The sequence below is a fragment of the Pseudomonas sp. TE3644 genome, from assembly GCF_056278815.1.
In genome coordinates this window covers 342713-363505 of record NZ_JBWBQF010000001.1, presented here as the reverse complement: position 1 = coordinate 363505, position 20793 = coordinate 342713, and the positions used below count along the sequence as shown (strand labels likewise).

Annotated in this window: 25 protein-coding genes; 13 read left to right on the top strand and 12 right to left on the bottom strand. The window is 63.0% G+C overall.

Annotation, left to right across the window (positions count from 1 at the left end; all coding sequences use genetic code 11):
• Positions 1-234: 234 nt before the first annotated feature.
• From ACZ9GA_RS01595 to ACZ9GA_RS01585, 3 genes are all read right to left on the bottom strand, one after another.
• Positions 235-1164: an SDR family oxidoreductase gene (locus ACZ9GA_RS01595; protein WP_457357618.1), complete on the bottom strand. Its 930-nt coding sequence runs from the start codon at positions 1162-1164 to the stop codon at positions 235-237.
• 129 nt (positions 1165-1293) lie between these two features.
• Complete coding sequence (locus ACZ9GA_RS01590; RefSeq protein ID WP_457363599.1) at positions 1294-2214, bottom strand: alpha/beta fold hydrolase; 921 nt, start codon at positions 2212-2214, stop codon at positions 1294-1296.
• A gap of 350 nt (positions 2215-2564) precedes the next feature.
• Entirely contained in the window at positions 2565-3023 is a 459-nt protein-coding gene (locus tag ACZ9GA_RS01585; protein ID WP_457357620.1) for a flavodoxin, read from the bottom strand.
• A 158-nt stretch (positions 3024-3181) separates the two neighbouring features.
• On the opposite strand from ACZ9GA_RS01585, the gene ACZ9GA_RS01580 reads away from it, so the two are divergent.
• Positions 3182-3640 (top strand): PAS domain S-box protein, encoded by a 459-nt coding sequence (locus ACZ9GA_RS01580; RefSeq protein ID WP_457357622.1) that lies wholly within the window; start codon positions 3182-3184, stop codon positions 3638-3640.
• A 62-nt stretch (positions 3641-3702) separates the two neighbouring features.
• A complete protein-coding gene (locus tag ACZ9GA_RS01575; RefSeq protein ID WP_457357624.1) occupies positions 3703-4308 on the top strand; it encodes a PilZ domain-containing protein in 606 nt (201 codons plus the stop codon).
• A 7-nt stretch (positions 4309-4315) separates the two neighbouring features.
• Here ACZ9GA_RS01575 and ACZ9GA_RS01570 read toward each other — a convergent pair whose 3' ends face one another.
• Positions 4316-5269, bottom strand: coding sequence for a MerR family transcriptional regulator (locus ACZ9GA_RS01570; protein WP_457357626.1), 954 nt, complete (start codon positions 5267-5269; stop codon positions 4316-4318).
• A gap of 218 nt (positions 5270-5487) precedes the next feature.
• Between ACZ9GA_RS01570 and ACZ9GA_RS01565 the strand changes: the two genes are divergently transcribed.
• From ACZ9GA_RS01565 to ACZ9GA_RS01540, 6 genes are all read left to right on the top strand, one after another.
• On the top strand, positions 5488-6048 hold the full coding sequence (locus ACZ9GA_RS01565) for an antibiotic biosynthesis monooxygenase (protein WP_457357628.1): 561 nt from the start codon (positions 5488-5490) through the stop codon (positions 6046-6048).
• 246 nt (positions 6049-6294) lie between these two features.
• Positions 6295-7002 (top strand): dihydromonapterin reductase, encoded by a 708-nt coding sequence (gene folM / locus ACZ9GA_RS01560; RefSeq protein ID WP_457357630.1) that lies wholly within the window; start codon positions 6295-6297, stop codon positions 7000-7002.
• A 26-nt stretch (positions 7003-7028) separates the two neighbouring features.
• Positions 7029-7589: a GTP cyclohydrolase I FolE gene (gene folE / locus ACZ9GA_RS01555; RefSeq protein WP_457357632.1), complete on the top strand. Its 561-nt coding sequence runs from the start codon at positions 7029-7031 to the stop codon at positions 7587-7589.
• 2 nt (positions 7590-7591) lie between these two features.
• Complete coding sequence (gene folX, locus ACZ9GA_RS01550) at positions 7592-7963, top strand: dihydroneopterin triphosphate 2'-epimerase (RefSeq protein ID WP_008371174.1); 372 nt, start codon at positions 7592-7594, stop codon at positions 7961-7963.
• A 12-nt stretch (positions 7964-7975) separates the two neighbouring features.
• Entirely contained in the window at positions 7976-8266 is a 291-nt protein-coding gene (locus ACZ9GA_RS01545) for a DUF1244 domain-containing protein (RefSeq protein ID WP_457357634.1), read from the top strand.
• Positions 8266-8607: a HopJ type III effector protein gene (locus tag ACZ9GA_RS01540; protein ID WP_027979109.1), complete on the top strand. Its 342-nt coding sequence runs from the start codon at positions 8266-8268 to the stop codon at positions 8605-8607. The genes ACZ9GA_RS01545 and ACZ9GA_RS01540 overlap by 1 nt, the downstream gene beginning before the upstream one ends.
• Positions 8608-8802: 195 nt before the next feature.
• On the opposite strand, the gene trxB is transcribed toward ACZ9GA_RS01540, so the two are convergent.
• Positions 8803-9765 (bottom strand): thioredoxin-disulfide reductase, encoded by a 963-nt coding sequence (gene trxB / locus ACZ9GA_RS01535; protein WP_027979110.1) that lies wholly within the window; start codon positions 9763-9765, stop codon positions 8803-8805.
• A gap of 123 nt (positions 9766-9888) precedes the next feature.
• Positions 9889-10488, bottom strand: coding sequence for a peroxiredoxin (locus tag ACZ9GA_RS01530; protein WP_457357636.1), 600 nt, complete (start codon positions 10486-10488; stop codon positions 9889-9891).
• A 232-nt stretch (positions 10489-10720) separates the two neighbouring features.
• Here ACZ9GA_RS01530 and cysZ point away from each other — a divergent pair, with 232 nt between their 5' ends.
• On the top strand, positions 10721-11449 hold the full coding sequence (gene cysZ, locus ACZ9GA_RS01525) for a sulfate transporter CysZ (protein ID WP_457357638.1): 729 nt from the start codon (positions 10721-10723) through the stop codon (positions 11447-11449).
• 85 nt (positions 11450-11534) lie between these two features.
• Here the strand turns inward: cysZ and ACZ9GA_RS01520 are convergent, their stop codons facing one another.
• Positions 11535-12110 (bottom strand): hypothetical protein, encoded by a 576-nt coding sequence (locus tag ACZ9GA_RS01520; protein ID WP_457357639.1) that lies wholly within the window; start codon positions 12108-12110, stop codon positions 11535-11537.
• Between the two features lie 125 nt (positions 12111-12235).
• Here ACZ9GA_RS01520 and ACZ9GA_RS01515 point away from each other — a divergent pair, with 125 nt between their 5' ends.
• Positions 12236-13438 carry a glycosyltransferase family 4 protein gene (locus ACZ9GA_RS01515; RefSeq protein WP_457357641.1) on the top strand — a complete coding sequence of 401 codons (1203 nt, stop codon included), beginning with the start codon at positions 12236-12238 and terminating at the stop codon, positions 13436-13438.
• On the opposite strand, the gene ACZ9GA_RS01510 is transcribed toward ACZ9GA_RS01515, so the two are convergent.
• The 3 genes from ACZ9GA_RS01510 to ACZ9GA_RS01500 all read right to left on the bottom strand — a co-directional run bounded on the left by ACZ9GA_RS01510 (position 13407) and on the right by ACZ9GA_RS01500 (position 15782).
• On the bottom strand, positions 13407-14510 hold the full coding sequence (locus tag ACZ9GA_RS01510; protein WP_457357643.1) for an NADH:flavin oxidoreductase: 1104 nt from the start codon (positions 14508-14510) through the stop codon (positions 13407-13409). The genes ACZ9GA_RS01515 and ACZ9GA_RS01510 overlap by 32 nt on opposite strands.
• Positions 14511-14635: 125 nt before the next feature.
• Entirely contained in the window at positions 14636-15118 is a 483-nt protein-coding gene (locus ACZ9GA_RS01505) for a glutathione peroxidase (RefSeq protein WP_457357645.1), read from the bottom strand.
• A 178-nt stretch (positions 15119-15296) separates the two neighbouring features.
• Entirely contained in the window at positions 15297-15782 is a 486-nt protein-coding gene (locus tag ACZ9GA_RS01500) for an FKBP-type peptidyl-prolyl cis-trans isomerase (RefSeq protein WP_457357646.1), read from the bottom strand.
• 91 nt (positions 15783-15873) lie between these two features.
• Here ACZ9GA_RS01500 and ACZ9GA_RS01495 point away from each other — a divergent pair, with 91 nt between their 5' ends.
• From ACZ9GA_RS01495 to ACZ9GA_RS01485, 3 genes are read left to right on the top strand one after another with little or no spacing between them, the layout of a single operon-like run.
• Positions 15874-16089, top strand: a complete 216-nt coding sequence (locus ACZ9GA_RS01495; RefSeq protein WP_455921883.1) for a DUF3565 domain-containing protein — start codon at positions 15874-15876, stop codon at positions 16087-16089.
• A gap of 59 nt (positions 16090-16148) precedes the next feature.
• Positions 16149-18260: a phosphate acetyltransferase gene (pta, locus tag ACZ9GA_RS01490; protein WP_457357648.1), complete on the top strand. Its 2112-nt coding sequence runs from the start codon at positions 16149-16151 to the stop codon at positions 18258-18260.
• Complete coding sequence (locus ACZ9GA_RS01485; RefSeq protein ID WP_457357650.1) at positions 18257-19144, top strand: acyltransferase; 888 nt, start codon at positions 18257-18259, stop codon at positions 19142-19144. The genes pta and ACZ9GA_RS01485 overlap by 4 nt, the downstream gene beginning before the upstream one ends.
• 138 nt (positions 19145-19282) lie before the next feature.
• On the opposite strand, the gene ACZ9GA_RS01480 is transcribed toward ACZ9GA_RS01485, so the two are convergent.
• Both ACZ9GA_RS01480 and ACZ9GA_RS01475 read right to left on the bottom strand, forming a co-directional pair.
• Positions 19283-19972 (bottom strand): YiaD family glycine zipper/OmpA-like lipoprotein, encoded by a 690-nt coding sequence (locus ACZ9GA_RS01480; protein WP_455921880.1) that lies wholly within the window; start codon positions 19970-19972, stop codon positions 19283-19285.
• A gap of 105 nt (positions 19973-20077) precedes the next feature.
• Positions 20078-20707: an MBL fold metallo-hydrolase gene (locus ACZ9GA_RS01475; RefSeq protein ID WP_027979120.1), complete on the bottom strand. Its 630-nt coding sequence runs from the start codon at positions 20705-20707 to the stop codon at positions 20078-20080.
• Between the last annotated feature and the right edge of the window lie 86 nt (positions 20708-20793).

Sequence of the window (20793 nt, the reverse complement as noted above, 5' to 3'; positions counted from 1 at the left end):
ATTAATCTTCATTGTGTATTGTCCGATGCAGATCCCCGGCCTGCCTGGCCTGGCGACACCCTGTTCACTGACGTTGATTTGAAGCTCCTTGATCGAACGTCTTACTTGGCCGCTGTTTTACAGCGGCCTTTTTTATGCCTGCGATTTGTAGCCGCTGCCGCCAGGCTGCGCTGGCCATTTGCCGCAATGACGATCTGCAGTGTATACGAGCGCCAGCGCAGCCTTCGGCAGCGGCTACAAGTTGCTTGTACTATCGTGCTGATATTTTTGCAGGTTATTCATCATTTCCCGCAAGGCTTCAATATTATCGGCAGGGTGAACGGCCTGTTCAAAGTTGCCGATATTCGCCCACTCTTTTGCAATGTCTTCCACGCTCATGCCGCGGTGTGGATCGAAACCCACGCCAAGGCTGCGCTCCCAACGTACTTTGCCTACCCAGCCACCACCCACTTCATACAAGCCACCGCTGTCCAGGCATTGCTCGCTGCCCAGGTAAACCACCAGCGGGCTGACCAGTTCGGGTTTCAGCAAGCCGAACACCTCCGGCGGCATCAGCCCTTCGGTCATGCGGGTACCGCCGGTGGGGGCAATGGCGTTGACCAGAATGTTATGCCGCCGGCCTTCCAGTGCCAGGGTGCGCGTAAGGCCGTAGAGGCCCAGCTTGGCCATGGCGTAGTTGGACTGGCCGAAGTTGCCATAGATGCCCGAGGTCGATGAGGTGAAGATCACCCGCCCGAAGTTCTGTTCGCGCAGGTGCGGCCAGGCGGCATGGGTCAGCTTGTAGGCGCCTTCGACGTGCACCTGGTACACCTGCTGCCAGTCGCTGTCGTCCATCTTGTGGAAAGACTTGTCCCGCAGAATGCCGGCGTTATTGACCAGCACGTCCACGCGCCCGAAGCTGTCCAGGGCCTGCTGGACGATCCTGTCGCCGTCGGTGACCGATTCGTGGCTGGCGATGGCCGTGCCACCCTCCTCACGAATCTGCGCCACCACGCGGTCTGCCGCCGAAGCATTGGCGCCTTCGCCCTGGGTGGAGCCGCCCAGGTCATTGACGACCACCCACGCACCATGACGGGCAAACAGCAAGGCGTGGGCGCGGCCCAACCCGCCGCCGGCGCCGGTGACGATCACTACTTTATCTTCGAAACGGACGGCGTCGCTCATGGCACAACTCCTGGCAGCACAATGGTCATGTGGGCAGTGTCGTGTACGGGCGTACCAGTCACAATAAAGTCAGCCCTGCCTGAATACGTCCCGATAAGGCAGGGGGATTATCCATCCCCCTTCGGCGCATCAGCAGCACAGGCGTTGGCGGGCCTGGGCCTGCAGGCGGTTGCGGAAGTCCAGGTAATGCCGCAGGACCAGCACGGGCGCCTCGGTGTGGGGATAGTGGCCAATGTCGGTCAGCAGCACGGTGTCGCCACGGTAAATCAGCTCCCGGTAACGGGCAGCCATATGCCGACCGCATACCGGGTCGCGCACGCCATTGATGAACCGCATGGGCACCCCTGCATGCTGCATGGCGCTGACCCAGCGATCCCGCTGCTGGTGCCGCTCGGCGAGGAAGGCGGCCAGTCGGTGCAGCACGCGGGTGCCCTGGTTGGCGCTGATCAGGCTCCACCAGTCGTCCAGCGCACTTTCGCTGGGGCGGCTGTGTGGGCCGTACATCTGCAGCGCGCTGTTGACCAGCGACTCGCGATTGAATGCGCGGCTGACCAGCCAGCCAAGCGGGCTGCTCAGCAGCTTATGGATGAGCATGGTGTGATGCGCTTCCGGAAAAAGCCCACCGTTGAGGAACACGCAACTGGCGATGCGTGCCAGGCCCTGTTGGTGCCGAGCGAGTAATTCCTGGGCGACGCTGTCGCCATAGTCGTGGGCCAGGACGTGCACCGGCTGGGCAATGTCCAGGTGCGCCAACAAGGCCTGCTGCAAGTCGGCCTGCTCGATCAGGCTGTAATCATGGTTGCGCGGCTTGCTGGAGTCGCCGAACCCCAGCATGTCACAGGCAATCAACCGATAGCGCTGGGACAGGGGTTGCCACAGGTAGTGCCAGTCCCAACTGGCCGTGGGGAAGCCGTGCAGCAATAGCAGGGGCTCGCCCCGTCCGGCTACCCAGTAGCGGATCTGGTGGCCACGAAACTCGAAATTCTGGGCACGGGTACGCCATACCCGCAGGGGGATCTCGGCCAGCGAAGTGACCGAACGCCCAGGCAACGGCGGCACGGCTGTGTGCGCTGCGCGGGTAAAACGATGGCTGTCGTCACGAACTACGGCAGTGGATGGAACCTGGACTGTGGTCACGGTGATTACCTCGGCACTGGCTCGTGCTCTCTTGGCAGGAGTCTACTCAGCCCCCTGCCTGGAGGTAATTGCGTTGGCAGCCAGCTTATTGGCCTTGCGAGTCACCTGTAAAATCAATCAGATGATGGATCCATGTAGGCGCGTTGTGGGAGCGGGTTCTACCCGCGAAAAGAACCACGCGTTATGTCAGGCGTTGCGCGGAGCCCTTTTTCGTGGGCAGAGCCCACTCCCACAAGGACAGTTGTTGGCACATGCCTCGCGATTCAGGCGGCCTGCAGGCGGGTGATCAGCTGCGCCAGCCAAGGCTCGGCGTCCGATTCAGGGGTTACCGACTCGCTGGCGTCCAGGCGCAGCATGTCCTGGACTTCATTCACGCCCAGTTCTGCGAACAATTCGCGGATCTGCTCGCCACCCCCGCAGAAGGTATCGCCGTAGCTGGCGTCGCCCAGGCCGATCACCGCGCCTGGCAAACCGCGCAATTGCGCCGGCAGGCGATCACGCAATTCGGCGTAAAGGGGCTGCAGGTTGTCCGGCAACTCCCCCATGCCCGTGGTCGAGGTCACGGCCAGCAGGGCCTGGGGGGCGCTTGCCAGCAGCTCGTCAAGGCTGGCGCGCGGGTTGTACGAGGTATCGAAACCGGCGGCCTCGAGCAGGTGCTTGGCGTGCCGCGCCACTTCTTCAGAGGTGCCGTACACGGAGCCGGACAGGATGACGACTTTCATGGGCAGAGGGGTCCTGGACAGGTCAAAACGCCGATAATAACAGGCCAGGCAAGGCGCCGCTGGTCAGCACGAAATGGCCATATGCCACACGCGGGGATGTGCCAACGCTGCCGATCCTCTAGAATAGAGGCCTGGACTGCCGTGGAACTGCCTTCAACATGATCAACGCCAAGCTGTTACAACGGATGTTGGACGCCTCCAATGATGGAATCGTCGTGGCCGAGCAAGAAGGCGAGGACAATATCCTCATTTACGTGAACCCTGCGTTTGAACGTCTGACCGGCTACACCTCCAACGAAATCCTCTACCAGGACTGCCGCTTCCTGCAGAACGGCGAGCGCGACGAGACGGCGCTGGCGTTGATCCGCCAGGCCATCGACAGCGGTCAACCTTGCCGCCAGCGCCTGCGCAACTTCCGCAAGGACGGCACGGCGTTCTGGAACGAGCTGTCGATCACCCCGGTGTACAACGAGGCCGACAAGCTGACGTACTTCATCGGCATTCAGAAAGACGTCACCGAACAAGTCGAAGCGCAGCAGGAAGTGGACGAGCTGAAACGACAGCTTGAGCACGCACAGGCGCGCATACGTGCCCTGGAAAACGACCAACGGCCGTAACAAAGCACGTTTCTTGCTGTCTACTGCCTGACCCTAGTATTTCTCTGCCCCAGAGCACGATCATGCCAGTTGATGCCCTCCTCACCCAGGATGAGCTGGATTTCATTCGCACCATGCAGCACAACCCGCAGCTTAACGTGCGTGATACCACGGCGAGCCTGCTGGTCAATGGCGGCACGCAGATCCGTGACTTGCTGACGCGCCTGGTGGCCAACGAGCAGGTGACCATCCAGGCCCAGTTCGAAAACCAGCAAATGAGCTTCCCGCTGCAACTGGTGGAAGACGAGTTCCATGCCGTGCATTTAAAGCTGGGGGCACCGAGCATCTTCGAAGACGGCCCCATGGTGCGTCCGTGGCGGTTATCGTTGGACGAGCCGGTGGTACTGGAAGACAATCTGGGCCGCATGAGCGGCCTGCAAGTGCGGGAGATTTCCTTCAAGGGCGTGCTGCTGGAAACCCGCAACGGCCGCAAGCCGCCGCAGCGTTTCTCGCTATGGTTCAACCCGCCTGGCCATGAGCCCATGCCGCTGCGCGGTACCTTGCAGCGCAAGACCGAGCAGGGTCACTACGCCTACCACCTGAGCGAGTCCACCCCCCAGGACACCGAGCGCCTGCGCCAGTACATCCTGGCCCAGCATCGTCGCGAACACCCGCAGTTCCACGCCTGAGCCCGGCTCAGGTATCCAGGTGGCCCGCCAGGTACTGCTGCAGCCGACGCTGCATCAAGCGCCCGTCGCTGCCCAGACACACCAGTTCAGTACCCACCAGCGCATCCTGCAGCAGGTCGCTGGCGTCGCCGGCGATCATCAACGGGCAATCCAGGGTCAAGCCCAGCTTGCGCAGGCGCTTGGGCGTATCCGCAGCCGGCGGGTGGTTGGAAAACAGCACCATGGCCTGGGGCGCGAGCTTGTCGCAGACCAGGCTCAACTCTTCCAACGGCTGCCCTACCGCCAGCACCTGCACGGCGATATCGCTGCTGGCCATCAGCAAAGCGGCCACCAGCAACTCCAGTTCATGGCTCTGGCCCGGCACGGCGGCCATCAGCACGGTGTTTTCCTGGTTCTGATTGCGTAGCAGTTGCAGGCGTTGAAGGGTGCGCGCACGCAGGAAGCTGTCCAGCATCAGCCACTCGCTGGTCTGGCCAAACGCGTCCTGGCGCAGCAGGAGTTGCTGCCACACCGGCATCAACACGTCCTGGAACACCACCACCACGGGGTAACTGGCGAACACCTGGCCGTACACCTGCTCCAGGCGGCGCTCGTCAAAGGCTTGCACGGCGCGGCGCACCTGCTCCTGCCACTCAGCCCACTCGCCGCTGACCGGGGGACGCTGCAGCGGCTCGGCCTGGACCTTGAGCGAACTGCTGCGCGCCAGGATCTTGCCCACCTTGCTGACGGCCACCCCGCGTTCGATCCAGCCCAGGATGCTGCGCACCTCATCGATGTCGGCCTGGGAGTACAGGCGATGCCCACTTTCAGTGCGCGTGGGCTGAATCAGCCCATAACGGCGCTCCCAGGCGCGCAACGTCACCGGGTTGATACCGGTCAGCCGTGCCACTTCGCGGATGGGAAACAGCTCCTGGCGCGAAGGGTCGCTGGCAGCTGGGAAGGCTGGATCGAAATCGGACATCGTTCGGTGCGCCAAGGGCCTGGGGGTAAGCGGCACATTGTAACGCGCTTGGCACCCAGTACCCAATGGGGCAAAAAAACTGGCGTCAGCAAAACAGCGCTGATTTATTTCGGGGAACCGGGAATAATCCTTGCTTGATATTTCATGCAGGCCACCACCCCGGCCTGCATCAAGAGGCGTGCCCTACCCGGGAGGCCCGTTTTGCACGGAGATACACAATGTCTACCCCACCCGTCACGCTGATGGTCGCGCGCCGTGTTGCCAATGGCCGCTACCAGGACCTGATCGCCTGGTTGCGCGAAGGCGAACAACTGGCCACCGACTTCCCCGGTTACCTGGGCTCAGGCGTCCTCGCCCCGCCGCCCGGTGACGACGAATTCCAGATCATTTTCCGCTTTGCCGATGAGACCACCCTGCACGCCTGGGAGCACTCTGCCTCGCGCGGGGCCTGGCTGAGCCGTGGCAGCGGGCTGTTTGCCCAGCCTCACGAACACCGTGTCAGCGGCATTGATGGCTGGTTTGGCGACACCGGGCATCAGCGCCCGCCGCGCTGGAAGCAGGCGGTGGCGATCTGGCTGGCGTTCTTTCCGGTGTCGTTGCTGTTCAACTTTGTGCTGGGGCCGCTGTTGGGCGATTTGAGCCTGGCGCCACGCGTTCTGGTCAGCACCATGGCGCTGACGCCGATCATGGTGTTTTTCTTCATTCCGCTGTCGACGCGGTTGTTGCACAACTGGCTGCACCCCGCGCCACAACGTCATTTGGCCGTGGCACCGCGCTGAGGCCTTCCCGAGCTCCGCTCGGTCCCACACCTTTCGCGGCAGTGGTGTCATAAAGGCAAAGCACTCAGCCTTGATGGGCTCAGCAGGTCATTGGTAGTGCCACCCAAGGCTAAGCGCTTTGCATCACTGACACTCATGGCCAGGAAGATGTGGGACCGAGCAAAGCTCGGGAAACAGGCAACTCGGTTTGTACATTGCCCCACCACTGGTATAAGTTCGCGGTAGACACCTGCCGCGAGCCCCTGCATGCCTTGCCCCGCCCCTATCCTGATCACCGGCGCCAGCCAGCGCGTCGGCCTGCACTGCGCCCGGCGACTGCTGGACGACGGCCAGCCCGTGATCATCAGCTACCGCAGCGAGCGCGACAGCCTCACCCAATTGCGCGAACGCGGGGCCATCACCCTGTTCGGCGATTTCGACACCGAGGCGGGCATCCTCACGTTCATCGACACGCTGAAGAAACATACCGGTGCCCTGCGCGCCATCGTTCATAATGCGTCTACATGGCAGGCCGAAACACCCGGTCAGGAAGCCCAGGCGTTCGCCCGGATGGTCAGCGTGCACATGCTCGCCCCTTACCTGATCAACCTGCACTGCGCTGACCTGCTGCACGGCAGCGAAGTGGCCGACATCGTCCACATCAGCGACGACGTTACCCGCAAGGGCAGCAGCAAGCACATCGCCTATTGCGCCAGCAAAGCCGGGCTGGACAGCCTGACGCTGTCGTTCGCGGCCAAGTACGCACCCCGCATCAAGGTCAACGGCATCGCCCCGGCGCTGCTGATGTTCAATGAAGACGACGACGCGGCGTACCGCGCCAAGACCCTGGCCAAGTCGGCCATGGGCATCGAGCCGGGCCCCGAGGTGGTGTACCAGAGCCTTCGTTACCTGCTCGATAACCCTTATGTCACCGGCACTACCTTGACCGTCAACGGCGGCCGGCACGTAAAATAAGCGCACCGCGCGAGGATGTAGCCTTCATGAACCCAAGCCTGCCGCAGCACTACCGCGAGATCCTCAAGGAACTGGGGGAAGACCCCGAGCGCGAAGGCCTGCTGGACACCCCAAAACGCGCCGCCAAGGCCATGCAGTACCTGTGTCACGGCTATGAGCAAACCCTGGAAGCCATCGTCAACGGCGCCCTGTTTGCCTCGGACAACGACGAGATGGTGATCGTCAAGGACATCGAGTTGTACTCGCTGTGCGAACACCACCTGCTGCCCTTCATCGGCAAGGCCCACGTGGCCTACATCCCCACCGGCAAGGTGCTGGGGCTGTCGAAGATCGCGCGCATCGTCGACATGTTCGCCCGGCGCCTGCAGATCCAGGAAAACCTCACCCGCCAGATTGCCGAGGCGGTGCGTGACGTCACCGGGGCCGCAGGCGTGGCGGTAGTGATCGAGGCCAAGCACATGTGCATGATGATGCGCGGCGTGGAGAAACAGAATTCGGTGATGAACACCTCGGTGATGCTCGGCGCCTTCCGAGACTCGAGCACCACCCGCCAGGAATTCCTGCAATTGATTGGACGGAGCAACTAGCAATGCCACAACTGGAACCAGGAATGGCGCGCATCCGGGTCAAGGACCTGTGCCTGCGCACCTTCATCGGTATCAACGAGGACGAGATCCTCAACAAGCAGGATGTGCTGATCAACCTGACCATCCTGTATGCGGCCCAGGAAGCGGTGCGTGACAACGACATCGACCACGCGCTGAACTACCGCACCATCACCAAGGCCGTTATCCAGCACGTGGAAGGCAACCGCTTTGCCCTGCTGGAGCGCCTGACCCAGGAACTGCTGGACCTGGTCATGGCCAACGAAGCCGTGCTGTATGCCGAAGTCGAAGTCGACAAACCCCATGCCCTGCGTTTTGCCGAGTCGGTGTCCATCACCCTCGCCGCGCGGCGCTGAACGGAACCTGCCATGAACGATCAACAACGCCTGGAACTTGAAGCCGCGGCCTTCCGCCGCCTGGTGGAGCACCTGGGCAAGCGCACCGACGTGCAGAACATCGACCTGATGAACCTGGCCGGTTTCTGCCGCAACTGCCTGTCCAAGTGGTACAAGGCCGAGGCCGATGAGCGCCAGATCGAGGTCAGCCTCGATGACGCCCGTGAAGTGGTGTACGGCATGCCGTACGGCCAGTGGAAAGACCTTTATCAGAAAGAAGCCAGCGCTGAACAGCAAGCGGCGTTCGCCAAAGGAAAAGAGTAATGACTGACCTGAATACCCTGCGCACCAGCCTCGCCAGCGGCGAACACGTGTTTGCCGACACCCTGGCTTTCGTGGCCGCGCACTACGACTACCAGCAGCAGGCGTTCACCAACGGTGAACTGGAAAACGCCGCTGGCCAGAACGAAGGCTCGTGCAAAACCCTGGGCCTGGCCGTGCTGGAAGGACTGAGCGACCAGGAAGCGCTGCTGGCGTTCGGCGAGCACTACCGCTCGGTAGTGGCCACGCCTGAAGGCAGCGACCACGGCAACATCCGCAACCTGATTGCCCACGGCTTGGCCGGGGTGAAGTTTGCCGCACAGCCGCTGACGCGCAAGGGCTGATAGTCGCCCACAAAAAAACCGGCCTTGATGGCCGGTTTTTTTGTGCCTGAATCAGTACCTCAGAGGCCTGTTGTACTCTGTGGGAGCGGGCTCTGCCCGCGAAAAGAGCACCGCGCAACTACTGAAGAATCGCGTCGCCTTCTTCGCGGGCAGAGCCCGCTCCCACAGGACTTCAGCGTCCTGAGAGGGCAGCCCTCAGAACGAGGCGTTCTGCAGGCCGTCCAGGTAGCGTTCCACGTCCAGTGCGGCCATGCAGCCGGCGCCGGCCGAGGTGATGGCCTGGCGGTACACGTGGTCAGCCACGTCGCCGGCAGCGAACACACCTTCCACGCTGGTAGCGGTGGCGTTGCCTTCACGGCCACCGCTGACCACCATGTAGCCGTCCTTCAAGGCCAGTTGGCCTTCGAACAGCGAGGTGTTCGGAGTGTGGCCGATGGCGATGAACACGCCGTCAACCTTCAGCTCGTCGAAGCTGCCGTCGTTGTTCTTCAGGCGCGCACCGGTCACGCCCATGTTGTCACCCAGCACTTCGTCCAGGGTGGCGTTGAGCTTGAGCTCGATCTTGCCTTCGGCTACACGGGCATGCAGCTTGTCGATCAGGATCTTCTCGGCGCGGAAGGTCTCGCGGCGGTGCACCAGGGTGACCTTGCTGGCGATGTTGGCCAGGTACAGCGCTTCTTCCACGGCCGTGTTGCCGCCGCCGACCACGGCGACCGGCTTGTTGCGGTAGAAGAAACCGTCACAGGTAGCGCAGGCGGAAACGCCCTTGCCCATGAAGGTTTCTTCCGACGGCAGGCCCAGGTAGCGAGCGCTGGCGCCGGTGGCGATGATCAGCGCGTCGCAGGTGTAGGTGGTGCCTTGGCCGGTCAGGGTGAACGGACGCTTGGCCAGGTCCACGCCTTCGATGTGGTCGAAAACGATTTCGGTCTCGAAACGCTCGGCGTGTTCACGCATGCGGTCCATCAGCGCCGGGCCGGTCAGGCCGTGGACGTCGCCCGGCCAGTTGTCGACTTCGGTGGTGGTGGTCAGCTGACCGCCTGCCTGCATGCCGGTGATCAGCAGCGGCTTGAGGTTGGCGCGGGCTGCGTAGACGGCAGCGCTGTAACCGGCAGGGCCGGAACCGAGGATGATCACTCGGGAATGACGTGCTTCAGACATGGTTGACTCCTGTGGACGCCGACATTGTAACGCCAGGGTCGCAATACCGGCGCACCGGCTGGAATTAAAAAAGGACGGCTGAAACCTTGGGGAAGGCTATTGCTCACCCGTCCTGAAAAACACTTACAGGCTGGTGGCATTCTCGGCCAGGTAGTCAGCCACGCCTTGGGCGTCGGCTTTCATGCCTTTCTGGCCCGGGCGCCAGCCGGCTGGGCACACTTCGCCGTGCTGTTCGGTGAACTGCAGGGCTTCAACCAGACGCACCATCTCGTCTACTTCACGGCCCAGCGGCAGGTTGTTGACCACCTGGTGCTGTACCACGCCTTTCTGGTCGATCAGGAACGAGGCACGCAGGGCCACGCCGTCTTCGTGCTCGATGCCGTAGGCACGGGTGATCTCGTGCTTGACGTCGGCCACCATGGTGAACTCGACTTCGCCGATGCCGCCCTTGGCCACCGGGGTGCTGCGCCAGGCGTAGTGGGTGAACTGCGAGTCGACGGACACGCCAACCACTTCAACGCCCAGCTCGCGGAATTTGGCGATGCGGTTGTTGTGGGCAATGATTTCCGATGGGCAGACGAAGGTGAAGTCCAGCGGCCAGAAGAACAGCACGATGTACTTGCCGTGCAGCGAGGACAATTTGAAGCTGTCGACGATCGAACCGTCGCCCAGTACGGCCGGGGCGTCGAAGTCGGGGGCTTGCTTGTTGACCAGAATGCTCATGGGAATTCCTTTAAGTTGAAGACCGGGAAGGGTTAAAAATTTGATGTGCGCACTGTAGCGAGACCGGCAAGGGTAAGGAAATATCGAATTACAATCCACCTCATAGGCCCTCTCTATGCGATCGAACGCGTCTGGCCGGGGCTTTGTTACAGTAGATTTCCTGGCCACGACTTCACTTTCCCGCGGCAGCCAAAGCCGGTAATGTCGGCCCGTTTTCACTACGGAGCACACCATGCACGCCCCTGTCCTGTCTGGCCCCCAGTACCTGCGCGAAGGCCTGAAACTGGTCCTCAGCCCCGGCCTGCGACTATTTGTCCTGCTGCCCCTGGCCATCAACCTGGTGCTGTTCGTCGGCCTGATCTATTTCGCCGGGCACGCGTTCAGTCAGTGGGTTGATCACCTGATGCCCACCCTGCCCGCGTGGCTGAGCTTCCTCAACTACATCCTGTGGCCGCTGTTCGTGGCGCTGGTGGTGTTGATGGTGTTTTTCTGTTTCACCCTGGTGGCCAACATCATTTCGGCACCGTTCAACAGTTTCCTGGCCGAGAAGGTGGAAATCGTGGTGCGTGGCCAGGACGACTTCCCGCCCTTCAAATGGAGCGAGCTGGCCAGTGAAGTGCCGCGCACGGTGAGCCGCGAAATGCGCAAGCTGGGTTATTTCCTGCCACGCACCCTGGCGTTGTTCGTGCTGTCGCTGATCCCGGTGGTCAACGTGGTGGCCGCGCCGCTGTGGCTGTTGTTCGGGGTATGGATGATGGCCATCCAGTACATCGACTACCCGGCGGACAACCACAAGATGACCTGGCCGGACATGCTGGCCTGGCTGCGGCAGAAGCGCTGGCAGAGCCTGGGGTTTGGCGGGATTGTGTACCTGGTGCTGCTGATTCCGGTGGTCAACCTGCTGATGATGCCGGCCGCGGTGGCGGGCGCCACGCTGTTCTGGGTGCGCGAACGCGGTTGAGATCGCGTCGCCTGCATCGCGGCCAAGGCCGGCTCCTACCACGGACGGCGTAGGAGCCGGCCTTGGCCGCGATGCAGGCGACGCGCTAAGTCGACTCCGCCCAATACACCAGCAAAATGAACACCCACACCAACACCCCCGGCACCAGGCACAGGTAATCCACCAGCCCCAGCCGCGCATTGCTTTCCCCCAACGGATCATCGGCAGCGAAGTTCAGCACCTGCTGGCTCTTGCACACCGCCAGCCCCTGCACCACCAGCATCGCCAGGCAGCCCAGGTCGGTCAGCGGCGCACCGATGTCGTTGCGCGCCAGCCCGTTGAAAATCACGCCCATCACCGTCGCCGCTACAAACCGGTTGGCCCATACCTCAGGCGGCTCGGTGCAGTGCATGCCACGCTCGTGCAGCAATTCCTCGGCACGGAACATCAAGGCATGGGTGAAGAACAACGGCAGCAGGCCACGTGCCAGCGGTGACACCCTGGCCCCCGTGGCGCGCTGGTAACGTCGCCAGTTTTTCCAGGACCAGTACAACAGGTACAGGCCCAGGCTGGCGAAAAAGAGGGTGAAGAACTTCCCATCTGAAACGGTGTAGAACGCGGGCTCCCTGACCGCTGGCATACGCAGATCCGCCTGAGGCGGTGCGTAAAGGTTATCGGTCATGGCGATTACCCAAATGCGCGCAGGTTGTTCTTAAACACTAGAAGATTTATGGCCGCCCGTGCACCGTCATTAATTTGTCATCGGCGTGACACATGCCCGCAATCGGCTGATCCGACACTGGTTTCATGACCACACCATCGCTGCGCATCACCCTGGTTACCGAAACCTTTCCATCCGAAATCAACGGCGTGGCCAATACGCTTGGCCGTCTGAGTGAAGGCTTGCGCGCCCGCGGCCATCAGGTGGAGATCGTCCGCCCCCGGCAACTTCTCGACGAACGGGGCCCGGCAGACGACCAAGTGATGCTGTGCCGCGGCTGGCCCTTGCCCGGCTACCCTGGTTTGCAGTGGGGCCAGGCGTCCATGCACAAGCTGCTGCGGCGCTGGCGCCGGGTACGCCCGGACGTGCTGTACATCGCCACCGAAGGCCCGCTGGGGCTCAATGCCCTGCGCGCCGCACGGCGGCTGAAGATTGCCGTGGTCAGCGGCTTTCACACCAATTTCCAGCAATACACCCGCGATTATGGCCTGGGCCTGCTGACGCGCCTGCTCACCGGTTACCTGCGCTGGTTCCACAACCGCACGCAACTGACCCTGGTGCCCAGCGCCACCCAGCGGCTGAGCCTGGAGCGGCGCGGCTTCGAGCGCCTGGCGCTGCTGTCGCGTGGCGTGGACAGCCAACTGTTCACCCCCGCCCGGCGCAGTGAGGCCTTGCGCGAAAGCTGGGGCCTGGCGCCGGACGATATCGCCCTGATCCACGTCGGCCGTCTGGCGCCCGAGAAAAACCTGGGCCTGCTCAAGCGCTGCCTGGATACCTTGCAATTGAACTACCCGCTGCAGCGTTTGCGCCTGGTGGTTGTGGGTGATGGCCCGCAGCGCGCCGAGCTGGAGCGGCAAATGCCGGAAGCGATTTTCTGCGGCGCCAAGCGCGCCGAGGAACTGGCCATGCATTACGCCAGCGGTGACGTGTTCCTGTTTCCCAGCCTGAGCGAAACCTTTGGCAACGTGGTGCTGGAAGCCCTGGCATCAGGCCTGGGCGTAGTCGCCTACGACGAGGCCGCCGCCGGCCAGCACATCCGCCATGGCCACAATGGTGCCCTGGCCATGCCGGGGGATGAGGAAGCCTTCTTCGACGCCGCCGGCTGGCTGCTGGAAGACAGCGAAACCCTGCGCCGCGTTCGCCTCAACGCCCGCCAGCACGCCAGCCGCCAGGGCTGGGCGTCGATCATCGATCAGTTCGAAGGCCAGTTGCGCGGCGCCTGTCAGGCCGCCGCGCAACGCATGGGTGCCTTCGCGATCAAACCAGGCTCGCCAACGCTTCCCGGCTGAAGGGCAGAATGTCCTGCTCGCGGCCGTCGCGTACCTTGGCGGCCCAGTCCGGGTCCACCAGCAAGGCACGGCCTACCGCCACCAGGTCGAATTCATCGGCGTTCAGGCGCTTGAGCAGGTTCTCGAGGCTGGCCGGTTGCGCGACCTTGTCGGTGTCCACCATGAACTGCAGGAACTCGCCGTCCAGGCCCACACTGCCCACGGTGATGGTCGGCTTGCCGGTGAGCTGACGGGTCCAGCCGGCCAGGTTGAGGTCGGAGCCTTCGAACTCCGGCTCCCAGAAGCGCCGGGTAGAGCAGTGGAAAATATCCACGCCTGCGTCCACCAGTGGCTTGAGGAATTCGCCCAGGGCCTCGGGGGTCTGCACCAGGCGCGCGCTGTAGTCCTGCTGTTTCCACTGGGAAAAGCGGAAGATGATCGGGAAATCAGGGCCTACCGCCGCGCGCACGGCCTGGACCAGCTCCACGGCGAAGCGCGAACGCTTGGCCAGGCTGCCGCCGTATTCGTCGTCGCGCTGATTGCTGCCTTCCCAGAAGAACTGATCGATCAGGTAGCCGTGGGCGCCATGGATCTCCACGCCGTCCATGCCGATGGCCTTGGCGTCGGCGGCGGCCTGGGCAAACGCGGCCACCACCTCGGCGATGTCCTGATGGCTCATGCCATGGATCAGCACCTTGCCGTCCTTGACCTTGGCCTGCGGGCCGTAGCCAGGCACCGTGGCGTCAGGCTCGGTACCCAGGCGACGCACGTTGCCCACGTGCCACAGTTGCGGGACGATCTTGCCGCCTTCAGCGTGCACGGCGTCCACCACCTGCTTCCAGCCGGCCAGGGCATCGTCGCCATAAAAGCGCGGCACATGGGGGTAGCCGTTGGCGGCCTGGTGGCCCACGGTGGTGCCTTCGGTGACGATCAGGCCTACGCCGGCGGCAGCGCGACGACGGTAATACTCCACCACCTTGGCGGTGGGCACGCCGCCCGGCGAGAAGGAGCGAGTCATGGGGGCCATGACCACGCGGCTCGGCAGCTGCAGGGTACCTAACTGGAACGGCTTGAACAGAGCGTTGACCGACATGCGCAGATCCTCTGAAAGAAGGCTCAAAGATCCGCAGCATAAATCGCTGGCCGTGCCTGTCACAGCACTATTGATAAGCGTGATAACAGCCGCTTGCCGGGCGCAGGGGCCCGGCAGTCAGGGCCTCAGCCCAGGGCTTTTTCGATGGCGTGCAGCACGGTGGGGTCGTCGGGCGCGGTACGTGGCGAGAAGCGCGCCAGCACCCGGCCATCCTTGCCCACCAGGAATTTCTCGAAGTTCCAGGTGATATCACCGGGGAACTCCGCGCCCTCGCCCGCCAGCAACTGGTACAGGCGATGACGGCCGTGACCGTTGACCTCAAGCTTGGCGCTGAGCGGAAAGGTGACGCCGTAGTTCAGGCTGCAGAACTGCTGGATTTCCTGCTCGGTGCCCGGCTCCTGCCCGGCGAACTGGTTGCAGGGCAGGCCCAGCACACTGAAGCCCTTGTCCTTGTAGGTTTGATACAAGTTCTCAAGCGCTGCGTATTGTGGTGTCAGGCCACATTTGGAGGCCACGTTGACCACCAGCACCACCTTGCCCTTGAAGGGCGCCAGGGGCAGTTCCTGGCCATCGAGCGCCTGCAGTTTAAGGTCGTGGAAAATACTCATGACGAACTCCCCTATCCATATCCCCATGGCGCGAACGCGCTGTGCTCGAAAAGCTTTTTCCCAAATCAGGACACTAGCAGACAAAAAAGGCGCCCGTCCAAGCCCGATGATCACTCTTGCGAGATTTCATCCGGCCCGAACGGACGCCTTTCGGGCAATCCGGGCTTACACGCGCGGATTAATGGTGGTGACCACCTTCGCCGTGCACGTGACCGTGGGCGACTTCTTCTTCGCTGGCATCACGGATGGCGACGATCTTGACCTGGAAGTTCAGGCGCTGGCCAGCCAGTGGGTGGTTGCCGTCGACGGTGACGTCGTCGCCGTCCAGGTCACGGATGGTGACGATTTGCATCTGGCCGTCCGGAGCGGAGGCGTGGAACTGCATGCCCACTTCCAGTTCGTCGACGCCTTCGAACATGCTGCGGCTCAGGGTGCTGACCAGTTCGGCCGAGTACTCGCCGTAGGCTTCTTCAGGTTCGATGGCAACGGTCAGTTCTTCACCGACATCCTTGCCTTCCAGGGCTTTTTCCAGGCCTGGGATGATGTTACCTGCGCCTTGCAGGTACACCAGCGGCGCGCCGCCGGCGGAGCTGTCGATGACCTCACCAGCGTCGTTGGTCAGGGTATAGTCGATGGAGACAGCCTTGTTGGCAGCGATCGGCATGGGGCGACACCTTTTTGCATAAGTATGTAGAACGAACAAGTGTAACCAAGGCGTGGCCCGAAAGCTAACGCAACCCGGACAAACGGACCCGATGGCAGACTCCTTCATAGAAGATTTCATCCGCGACGAACACGGCCATTGGGTGGCCGTGCTGTCGTGCGGGCACACTCAGCACCTGCGCCATCAGCCCCCTTGGCAGTCGCGCCCGTGGGTGCTGGACCCGGCCTTGCGCGCGCAACAAATTGGCAAAAGCTTTCGCTGCGGCTGGTGTGCACAGCGCCTGGATAACGATACCCTTGCCCCCTGATTTCGCGATCGGCCAGCCATAGGCCGACGCCCGCGCAGTGCTCACTTCGGGAAGCTCGCATGCAGACATTTTTTATCGCGCCAACTGATTTCGGCGTCGGCCTCACTTCCATCAGCCTGGGCCTGGTGCGCACGCTTGAACGTGCCGGCCTGACCGTCGGTTTCTTCAAGCCCATCGCCCAGCCGCACCCTGGCGACACCGGCCCGGAACGCTCCACCGAACTGATGGCCCGCACCCACGGCCTCAACCCGCCCAAGCCCCTGGGCCTTGCCCATGTGGAGCGCATGCTGGGCGACGGCCAGCTGGACGAGCTGCTGGAAGAAATCATCACCCTGTACCAGCAGGCCGCCGTGGGCAAGGACGTGCTGATCGTCGAAGGCATGGTGCCCACCCGCCACGCCAGCTACGCCGCGCGGGTCAACCAGCACCTGGCCAAAAGCATGGACGCCGACGTGATTCTGGTGTCGGCCGCCAGCGAGACCGAAGCGCTGACCGAACTGTCCGGGCGGGTGGAACTGCAAGCGCAATTGTTCGGTGGCCCGCGCGACCCGAAGGTGCTGGGCGTGATCCTCAACAAGGTGCGCACCGACGAAAGCCTGGAAGCCTTCGCCGCGCGTCTCAAGGAGCACTCCCCCCTGCTGCGTGGCGGCGATTTCCGCCTGCTGGGCTGCATTCCCTACCAGGCCGACCTCAACGCGCCGCGCACCCGCGACGTGGCCGAACTGCTGGGCGCCCAGGTGATCAACGCCGGTGACTACGACACCCGGCGCATGTCGAAAATCATCATCTGCGCGCGCACCGTGCTCAACACCCTGCAACTGCTCAAGCCGGGCGTGCTGGTGGTGACCCCGGGCGATCGCGACGACATTATCCTGGCCGTGAGCCTGGCCGCCCTCAACGGTGTGCCCCTGGCCGGCCTGCTGCTGACCAGCGACACCGTGCCCGACCCGCGCCTGATGGAACTGTGCCGCGGTGCCCTGCAGGCGGGCCTGCCGGTGTTGTCGGTGAGCACCGGCTCGTACGACACCGCCACCTTGCTCAACCAGTTGAACAAGGAAATCCCCATCGACGACCGCGAGCGCGCCGAGATCATCACCGACTTCGTCGCCAGCCACCTCGACGCCCACTGGCTGCACCAGCGCTGCGGCACGCCACGGGAACTGCGCTTGTCGCCGGCGGTGTTCCGCTACCAGCTGATCCAGCGCGCCCAGCACGCCAACAAGCGCGTGGTGCTGCCCGAAGGCGCCGAGCCGTTGATGGTGCAGGCCGCCGCCATCTGCCAGGCCCGTGGCATTGCCCGCTGCGTGCTGCTGGCCAAGCCTGAGGACGTGCATGCAGTGGCCAGCGCCCAGGGCATCGTGTTGCCCGAAGGCCTGGAAATTCTCGACCCGGAAGCCATTCGCGGCCGCTACGTGGAACCCATGGTCGCCCTGCGCAAAAGCAAAAGCCTCAACGCGCCCATGGCCGAACAACAGCTGGAAGACAACGTGGTGATCGGCACCATGATGCTGGCCCTGGACGAGGTCGACGGCCTGGTCTCGGGCCTGGTGCATTCCACCGCCAACACCATCCGCCCGGCGCTGCAACTGATCAAGACCGCGCCGGGCTGCAGCCTGGTGTCGTCGGTGTTCTTCATGCTGTTCCCCGACCAGGTGCTGGTGTACGGCGACTGCGTGATGAACCCGCACCCAAGCGCGGCGGAGCTGGCCGAAATCGCCCGCCAGAGCGCCGACTCCGCCGAGGCTTTCGGCATACCGGCGCGGGTGGCGATGATCAGCTACTCCAGCGGCGATTCTGCCAGCGGCGACGACGCCGAGAAGGTCCGCGAAGCCACCCTGCTGGCCCGCGAAACCCAGCGCGATCTGTTGATCGACGGGCCGCTGCAGTACGATGCCGCCGCCAATGAAACCATCGCCCGGCAACTGGCCCCCGACAGCGACGTCGCCGGCCGTGCCACGGTGTTTGTATTCCCCGACCTGAACACCGGCAACACCACGCACAAGGCCGTGCAGCGCAGCGCCGACTGCGTCAGCCTGGGCCCCATGCTGCAAGGCCTGCGCAAGCCGGTCAACGATTTGCCGCGCGGCGCCCAGGTCGACGACATCGTCTACACCATCGCCCTCACCGCCATACAGGCCCACCGTAGCCTGGATAATCAGGACGCCCCATGAAGGACTTTCTACCGCCACTGCGAGGCGTGATCGCCTCGCTGCTGTTGGCGTGCAATACCGTGCTGTGCTGTACGCCACTGTTTATCGTCAGCCTGTTCAAGCTGTGCCTGCCGTTCCCGGCGGCGCAGCGTGTAACCGACGAGCTGCTACGGCACATCCACGAACTGTGGATCACCTTCAACAAGGGCTGGATGAAGCTGCTGTGCGGCACGCGCTGGCAGGTCAGCGGGCTGCAGGGCCTGGACTACGAACACTCCTACCTGATCACCAGCAACCACCAGAGCTGGGTGGACATCCTGGCGTTGCAGTACGTGCTGAACCGGCGCATCCGCCCGCTGAAGTTCTTCCTCAAGCAGGAACTGATCTGGGTGCCGGTGATAGGCCTGGCGTGGTGGGCATTGGGCTTCCCGTTCATGAAGCGCTACTCCAAGGCTTACCTGGCCAAGCACCCGGAGAAGCAAGGCAAGGACCTGGAAACCACGCGCCGCACCTGCGCCAAATTCGCCGGCAAGCCCACGGCCATCTTCAACTTCGCCGAAGGCACGCGCTTCACGCCGGGCAAGCATGCCGCGCAGCAGTCGCCGTTCAGGCACCTGCTCAAGCCCAAGGCCGGCGGCATTGCCTTTGTGCTGGATGCCATGGGCGAGCAGTTGGAGTCGATCATCAACGTGACCATCGACTATCCCGAAGGCCGCCCTGGGTTCTGGGACCTGCTGTGCGGGCGGGTGGGCAAGGTGACGGTGCAACTTGAGGAGATCGCCATTCCGGCGCAGTTCATTGGCCGTAGCTACGACCAGGATGTGCAGTACCGGGCGCAGTTTCAGCAGTGGGTGACTGAGCTGTGGGTGGCGAAGGATGCGTTGCTGGAGAAGATGAAACACTGAGGATCTTTCCCTGTGGGACCGGGCGAAGCTCGGGAAAAGGCCGCTGCGGTGCAACAGTTTATCCGCGGAGCCTTTTCCCGGGCTTCGCCCGGTCCCACAGGGTGAAACAAAAATCCCGCCTTAGGGCGGGATTTTTGTTTACTGCTGCTGGTACTGCGCGCCCGGCAACGGCTTGAGGTTCACCTCTACCCGGCGGTTCTGCGCACGCCCATTGGCGTCGGCGTTGCTGGCGATCGGCTGATCGGGACCTGCACCGCGCACCGACACGTGCGACGGGTCCACGCCCTGCGAGGTCAGGTAGGTGGCCACGCTCTGCGCACGGGCCTGGGACAGGTCCATGTTGTGCTGGCGGCTGCCGGTGCTGTCGGTGTAGCCGACAATCTCGATCAGGTTCTGGTTGTACTGCTTGAACGAACCGGCCAGGTTGTTCAGCGGCGAGTAAAAGCTTGGCGCGATGGCCGACGAGTCGGTGCCGAAGGTGATGTTGCCCGGCATGATCAGCTTGATCTGGTCACCCTCGCGCTGCACCTGCACACCGGTGTTGGCCATCGAGGCACGCAGGGCCTTCTCTTGCTTGTCGGCATAGTAGCCATAGCCGGCAGCGCCAGCGCCTACCACGGCGGCGCCGATCAGCGCGCCCTTGCCACGGTTGTTGTGGTCGATGGCCGCACCGGCCACCGCGCCTGCCAGGGCACCCAGGCCACCGTACTTGGCGGTCTTGCTCATGCCCGAGCCAGAATCCTGGCTTTGGCTGTCATAAGGGTTTTGCGACGCGCAGCCGGCCAGCAAGGCAACGGCGGTGGCGACGATAATGAGACGACGCGACATTCAGGAGACTCCTGTACTTACAGTTGTGAAGCAGCGGCTGTTGGCAAAACGGACTGCTGCGCGGATTAGAGCATCTGGACACGAAATAATTCAGTGAAGATACATTCAGTTACGAACGAATGGATTTTCACGCATCTCATCACCCAGACGGGTGTCCGGACCATGCCCGGTCACCACCGTTGCATCCTCATCCAGGCAGTACAAACGCTCCTTGATCGAACGAACGATAGTCCGCTGATCGCCACCCCACAAATCCGTGCGGCCAATGCCACGACGAAACAGCGTGTCGCCGGCGATCAGCAGCTTGGCGTCGGCAAACCAGAAACTCATCGAGCCTGGCGTGTGGCCAGGTGTGTGCAACGCCACGCCGCAGCCGCAGGCCAGCTCCTCGTCGTCACCCAGCCAATGGTCGGGCGGCGGCACCGGGGTGTAGGGCACGCCGAACATCTGGCACTGCATTTCCAGGTTGTCCCACAGGAACTGGTCTTCCTTGTGCAGGTGCAGGGTGGCGCCGGTTTTTTCCTTCAACTGGCCCGAGGCCAGGAAGTGATCCAGGTGGGCGTGGGTGTGGATGATGCTCACCACCTTAAGGCCATGGGCGTCGAGGCGGGCCATGATCAGGTCGGGGTTGCCGCCGGGGTCGACGACGATGGCCTTTTTGGTGATGGGGTCGCCGATGATGGTGCAGTTGCACTGCAGCGGGCCGACGGGGAAGGTTTCGCGGATGAGGGGCATGGGGTGTTCCTGTTCTGGTACCGACTTTAGAGCGATTTGACGCTAGCCACGCAGGGCTTGCAACCGGGCTGTAGCCGCTGCCGCAG

Bases quoted from the DNA above. Each gene is read 5' to 3' on its own strand.
- ACZ9GA_RS01575 (WP_457357624.1), top strand. From the start codon at position 3,703: ATGCCAGTTGATGCCCTCCTCACCCAGGATGAGCTGGATTTCATTCGC.
- ACZ9GA_RS01485 (WP_457357650.1), top strand. From the start codon at position 18,257: ATGAAGGACTTTCTACCGCCACTGCGAGGCGTGATCGCCTCGCTGCTG.
- cysZ (WP_457357638.1), top strand. From the start codon at position 10,721: ATGCACGCCCCTGTCCTGTCTGGCCCCCAGTACCTGCGCGAAGGCCTG.
- ACZ9GA_RS01505 (WP_457357645.1), bottom strand. From the start codon at position 15,118: ATGAGTATTTTCCACGACCTTAAACTGCAGGCGCTCGATGGCCAGGAA.
- ACZ9GA_RS01480 (WP_455921880.1), bottom strand. From the start codon at position 19,972: ATGTCGCGTCGTCTCATTATCGTCGCCACCGCCGTTGCCTTGCTGGCC.
- ACZ9GA_RS01595 (WP_457357618.1), bottom strand. From the start codon at position 1,164: ATGAGCGACGCCGTCCGTTTCGAAGATAAAGTAGTGATCGTCACCGGC.
- ACZ9GA_RS01500 (WP_457357646.1), bottom strand. From the start codon at position 15,782: ATGCCGATCGCTGCCAACAAGGCTGTCTCCATCGACTATACCCTGACC.
- ACZ9GA_RS01585 (WP_457357620.1), bottom strand. From the start codon at position 3,023: ATGAAAGTCGTCATCCTGTCCGGCTCCGTGTACGGCACCTCTGAAGAA.
- folE (WP_457357632.1), top strand. From the start codon at position 7,029: ATGAACCCAAGCCTGCCGCAGCACTACCGCGAGATCCTCAAGGAACTG.
- ACZ9GA_RS01530 (WP_457357636.1), bottom strand. From the start codon at position 10,488: ATGAGCATTCTGGTCAACAAGCAAGCCCCCGACTTCGACGCCCCGGCC.
- ACZ9GA_RS01520 (WP_457357639.1), bottom strand. From the start codon at position 12,110: ATGACCGATAACCTTTACGCACCGCCTCAGGCGGATCTGCGTATGCCA.
- ACZ9GA_RS01570 (WP_457357626.1), bottom strand. From the start codon at position 5,269: ATGTCCGATTTCGATCCAGCCTTCCCAGCTGCCAGCGACCCTTCGCGC.
- ACZ9GA_RS01540 (WP_027979109.1), top strand. From the start codon at position 8,266: ATGACTGACCTGAATACCCTGCGCACCAGCCTCGCCAGCGGCGAACAC.
- ACZ9GA_RS01495 (WP_455921883.1), top strand. From the start codon at position 15,874: ATGGCAGACTCCTTCATAGAAGATTTCATCCGCGACGAACACGGCCAT.
- ACZ9GA_RS01515 (WP_457357641.1), top strand. From the start codon at position 12,236: ATGACCACACCATCGCTGCGCATCACCCTGGTTACCGAAACCTTTCCA.
- ACZ9GA_RS01545 (WP_457357634.1), top strand. From the start codon at position 7,976: ATGAACGATCAACAACGCCTGGAACTTGAAGCCGCGGCCTTCCGCCGC.
- pta (WP_457357648.1), top strand. From the start codon at position 16,149: ATGCAGACATTTTTTATCGCGCCAACTGATTTCGGCGTCGGCCTCACT.
- folM (WP_457357630.1), top strand. From the start codon at position 6,295: ATGCCTTGCCCCGCCCCTATCCTGATCACCGGCGCCAGCCAGCGCGTC.
- ACZ9GA_RS01475 (WP_027979120.1), bottom strand. From the start codon at position 20,707: ATGCCCCTCATCCGCGAAACCTTCCCCGTCGGCCCGCTGCAGTGCAAC.
- ACZ9GA_RS01565 (WP_457357628.1), top strand. From the start codon at position 5,488: ATGTCTACCCCACCCGTCACGCTGATGGTCGCGCGCCGTGTTGCCAAT.
- ACZ9GA_RS01510 (WP_457357643.1), bottom strand. From the start codon at position 14,510: ATGTCGGTCAACGCTCTGTTCAAGCCGTTCCAGTTAGGTACCCTGCAG.
- trxB (WP_027979110.1), bottom strand. From the start codon at position 9,765: ATGTCTGAAGCACGTCATTCCCGAGTGATCATCCTCGGTTCCGGCCCT.
- ACZ9GA_RS01580 (WP_457357622.1), top strand. From the start codon at position 3,182: ATGATCAACGCCAAGCTGTTACAACGGATGTTGGACGCCTCCAATGAT.
- folX (WP_008371174.1), top strand. From the start codon at position 7,592: ATGCCACAACTGGAACCAGGAATGGCGCGCATCCGGGTCAAGGACCTG.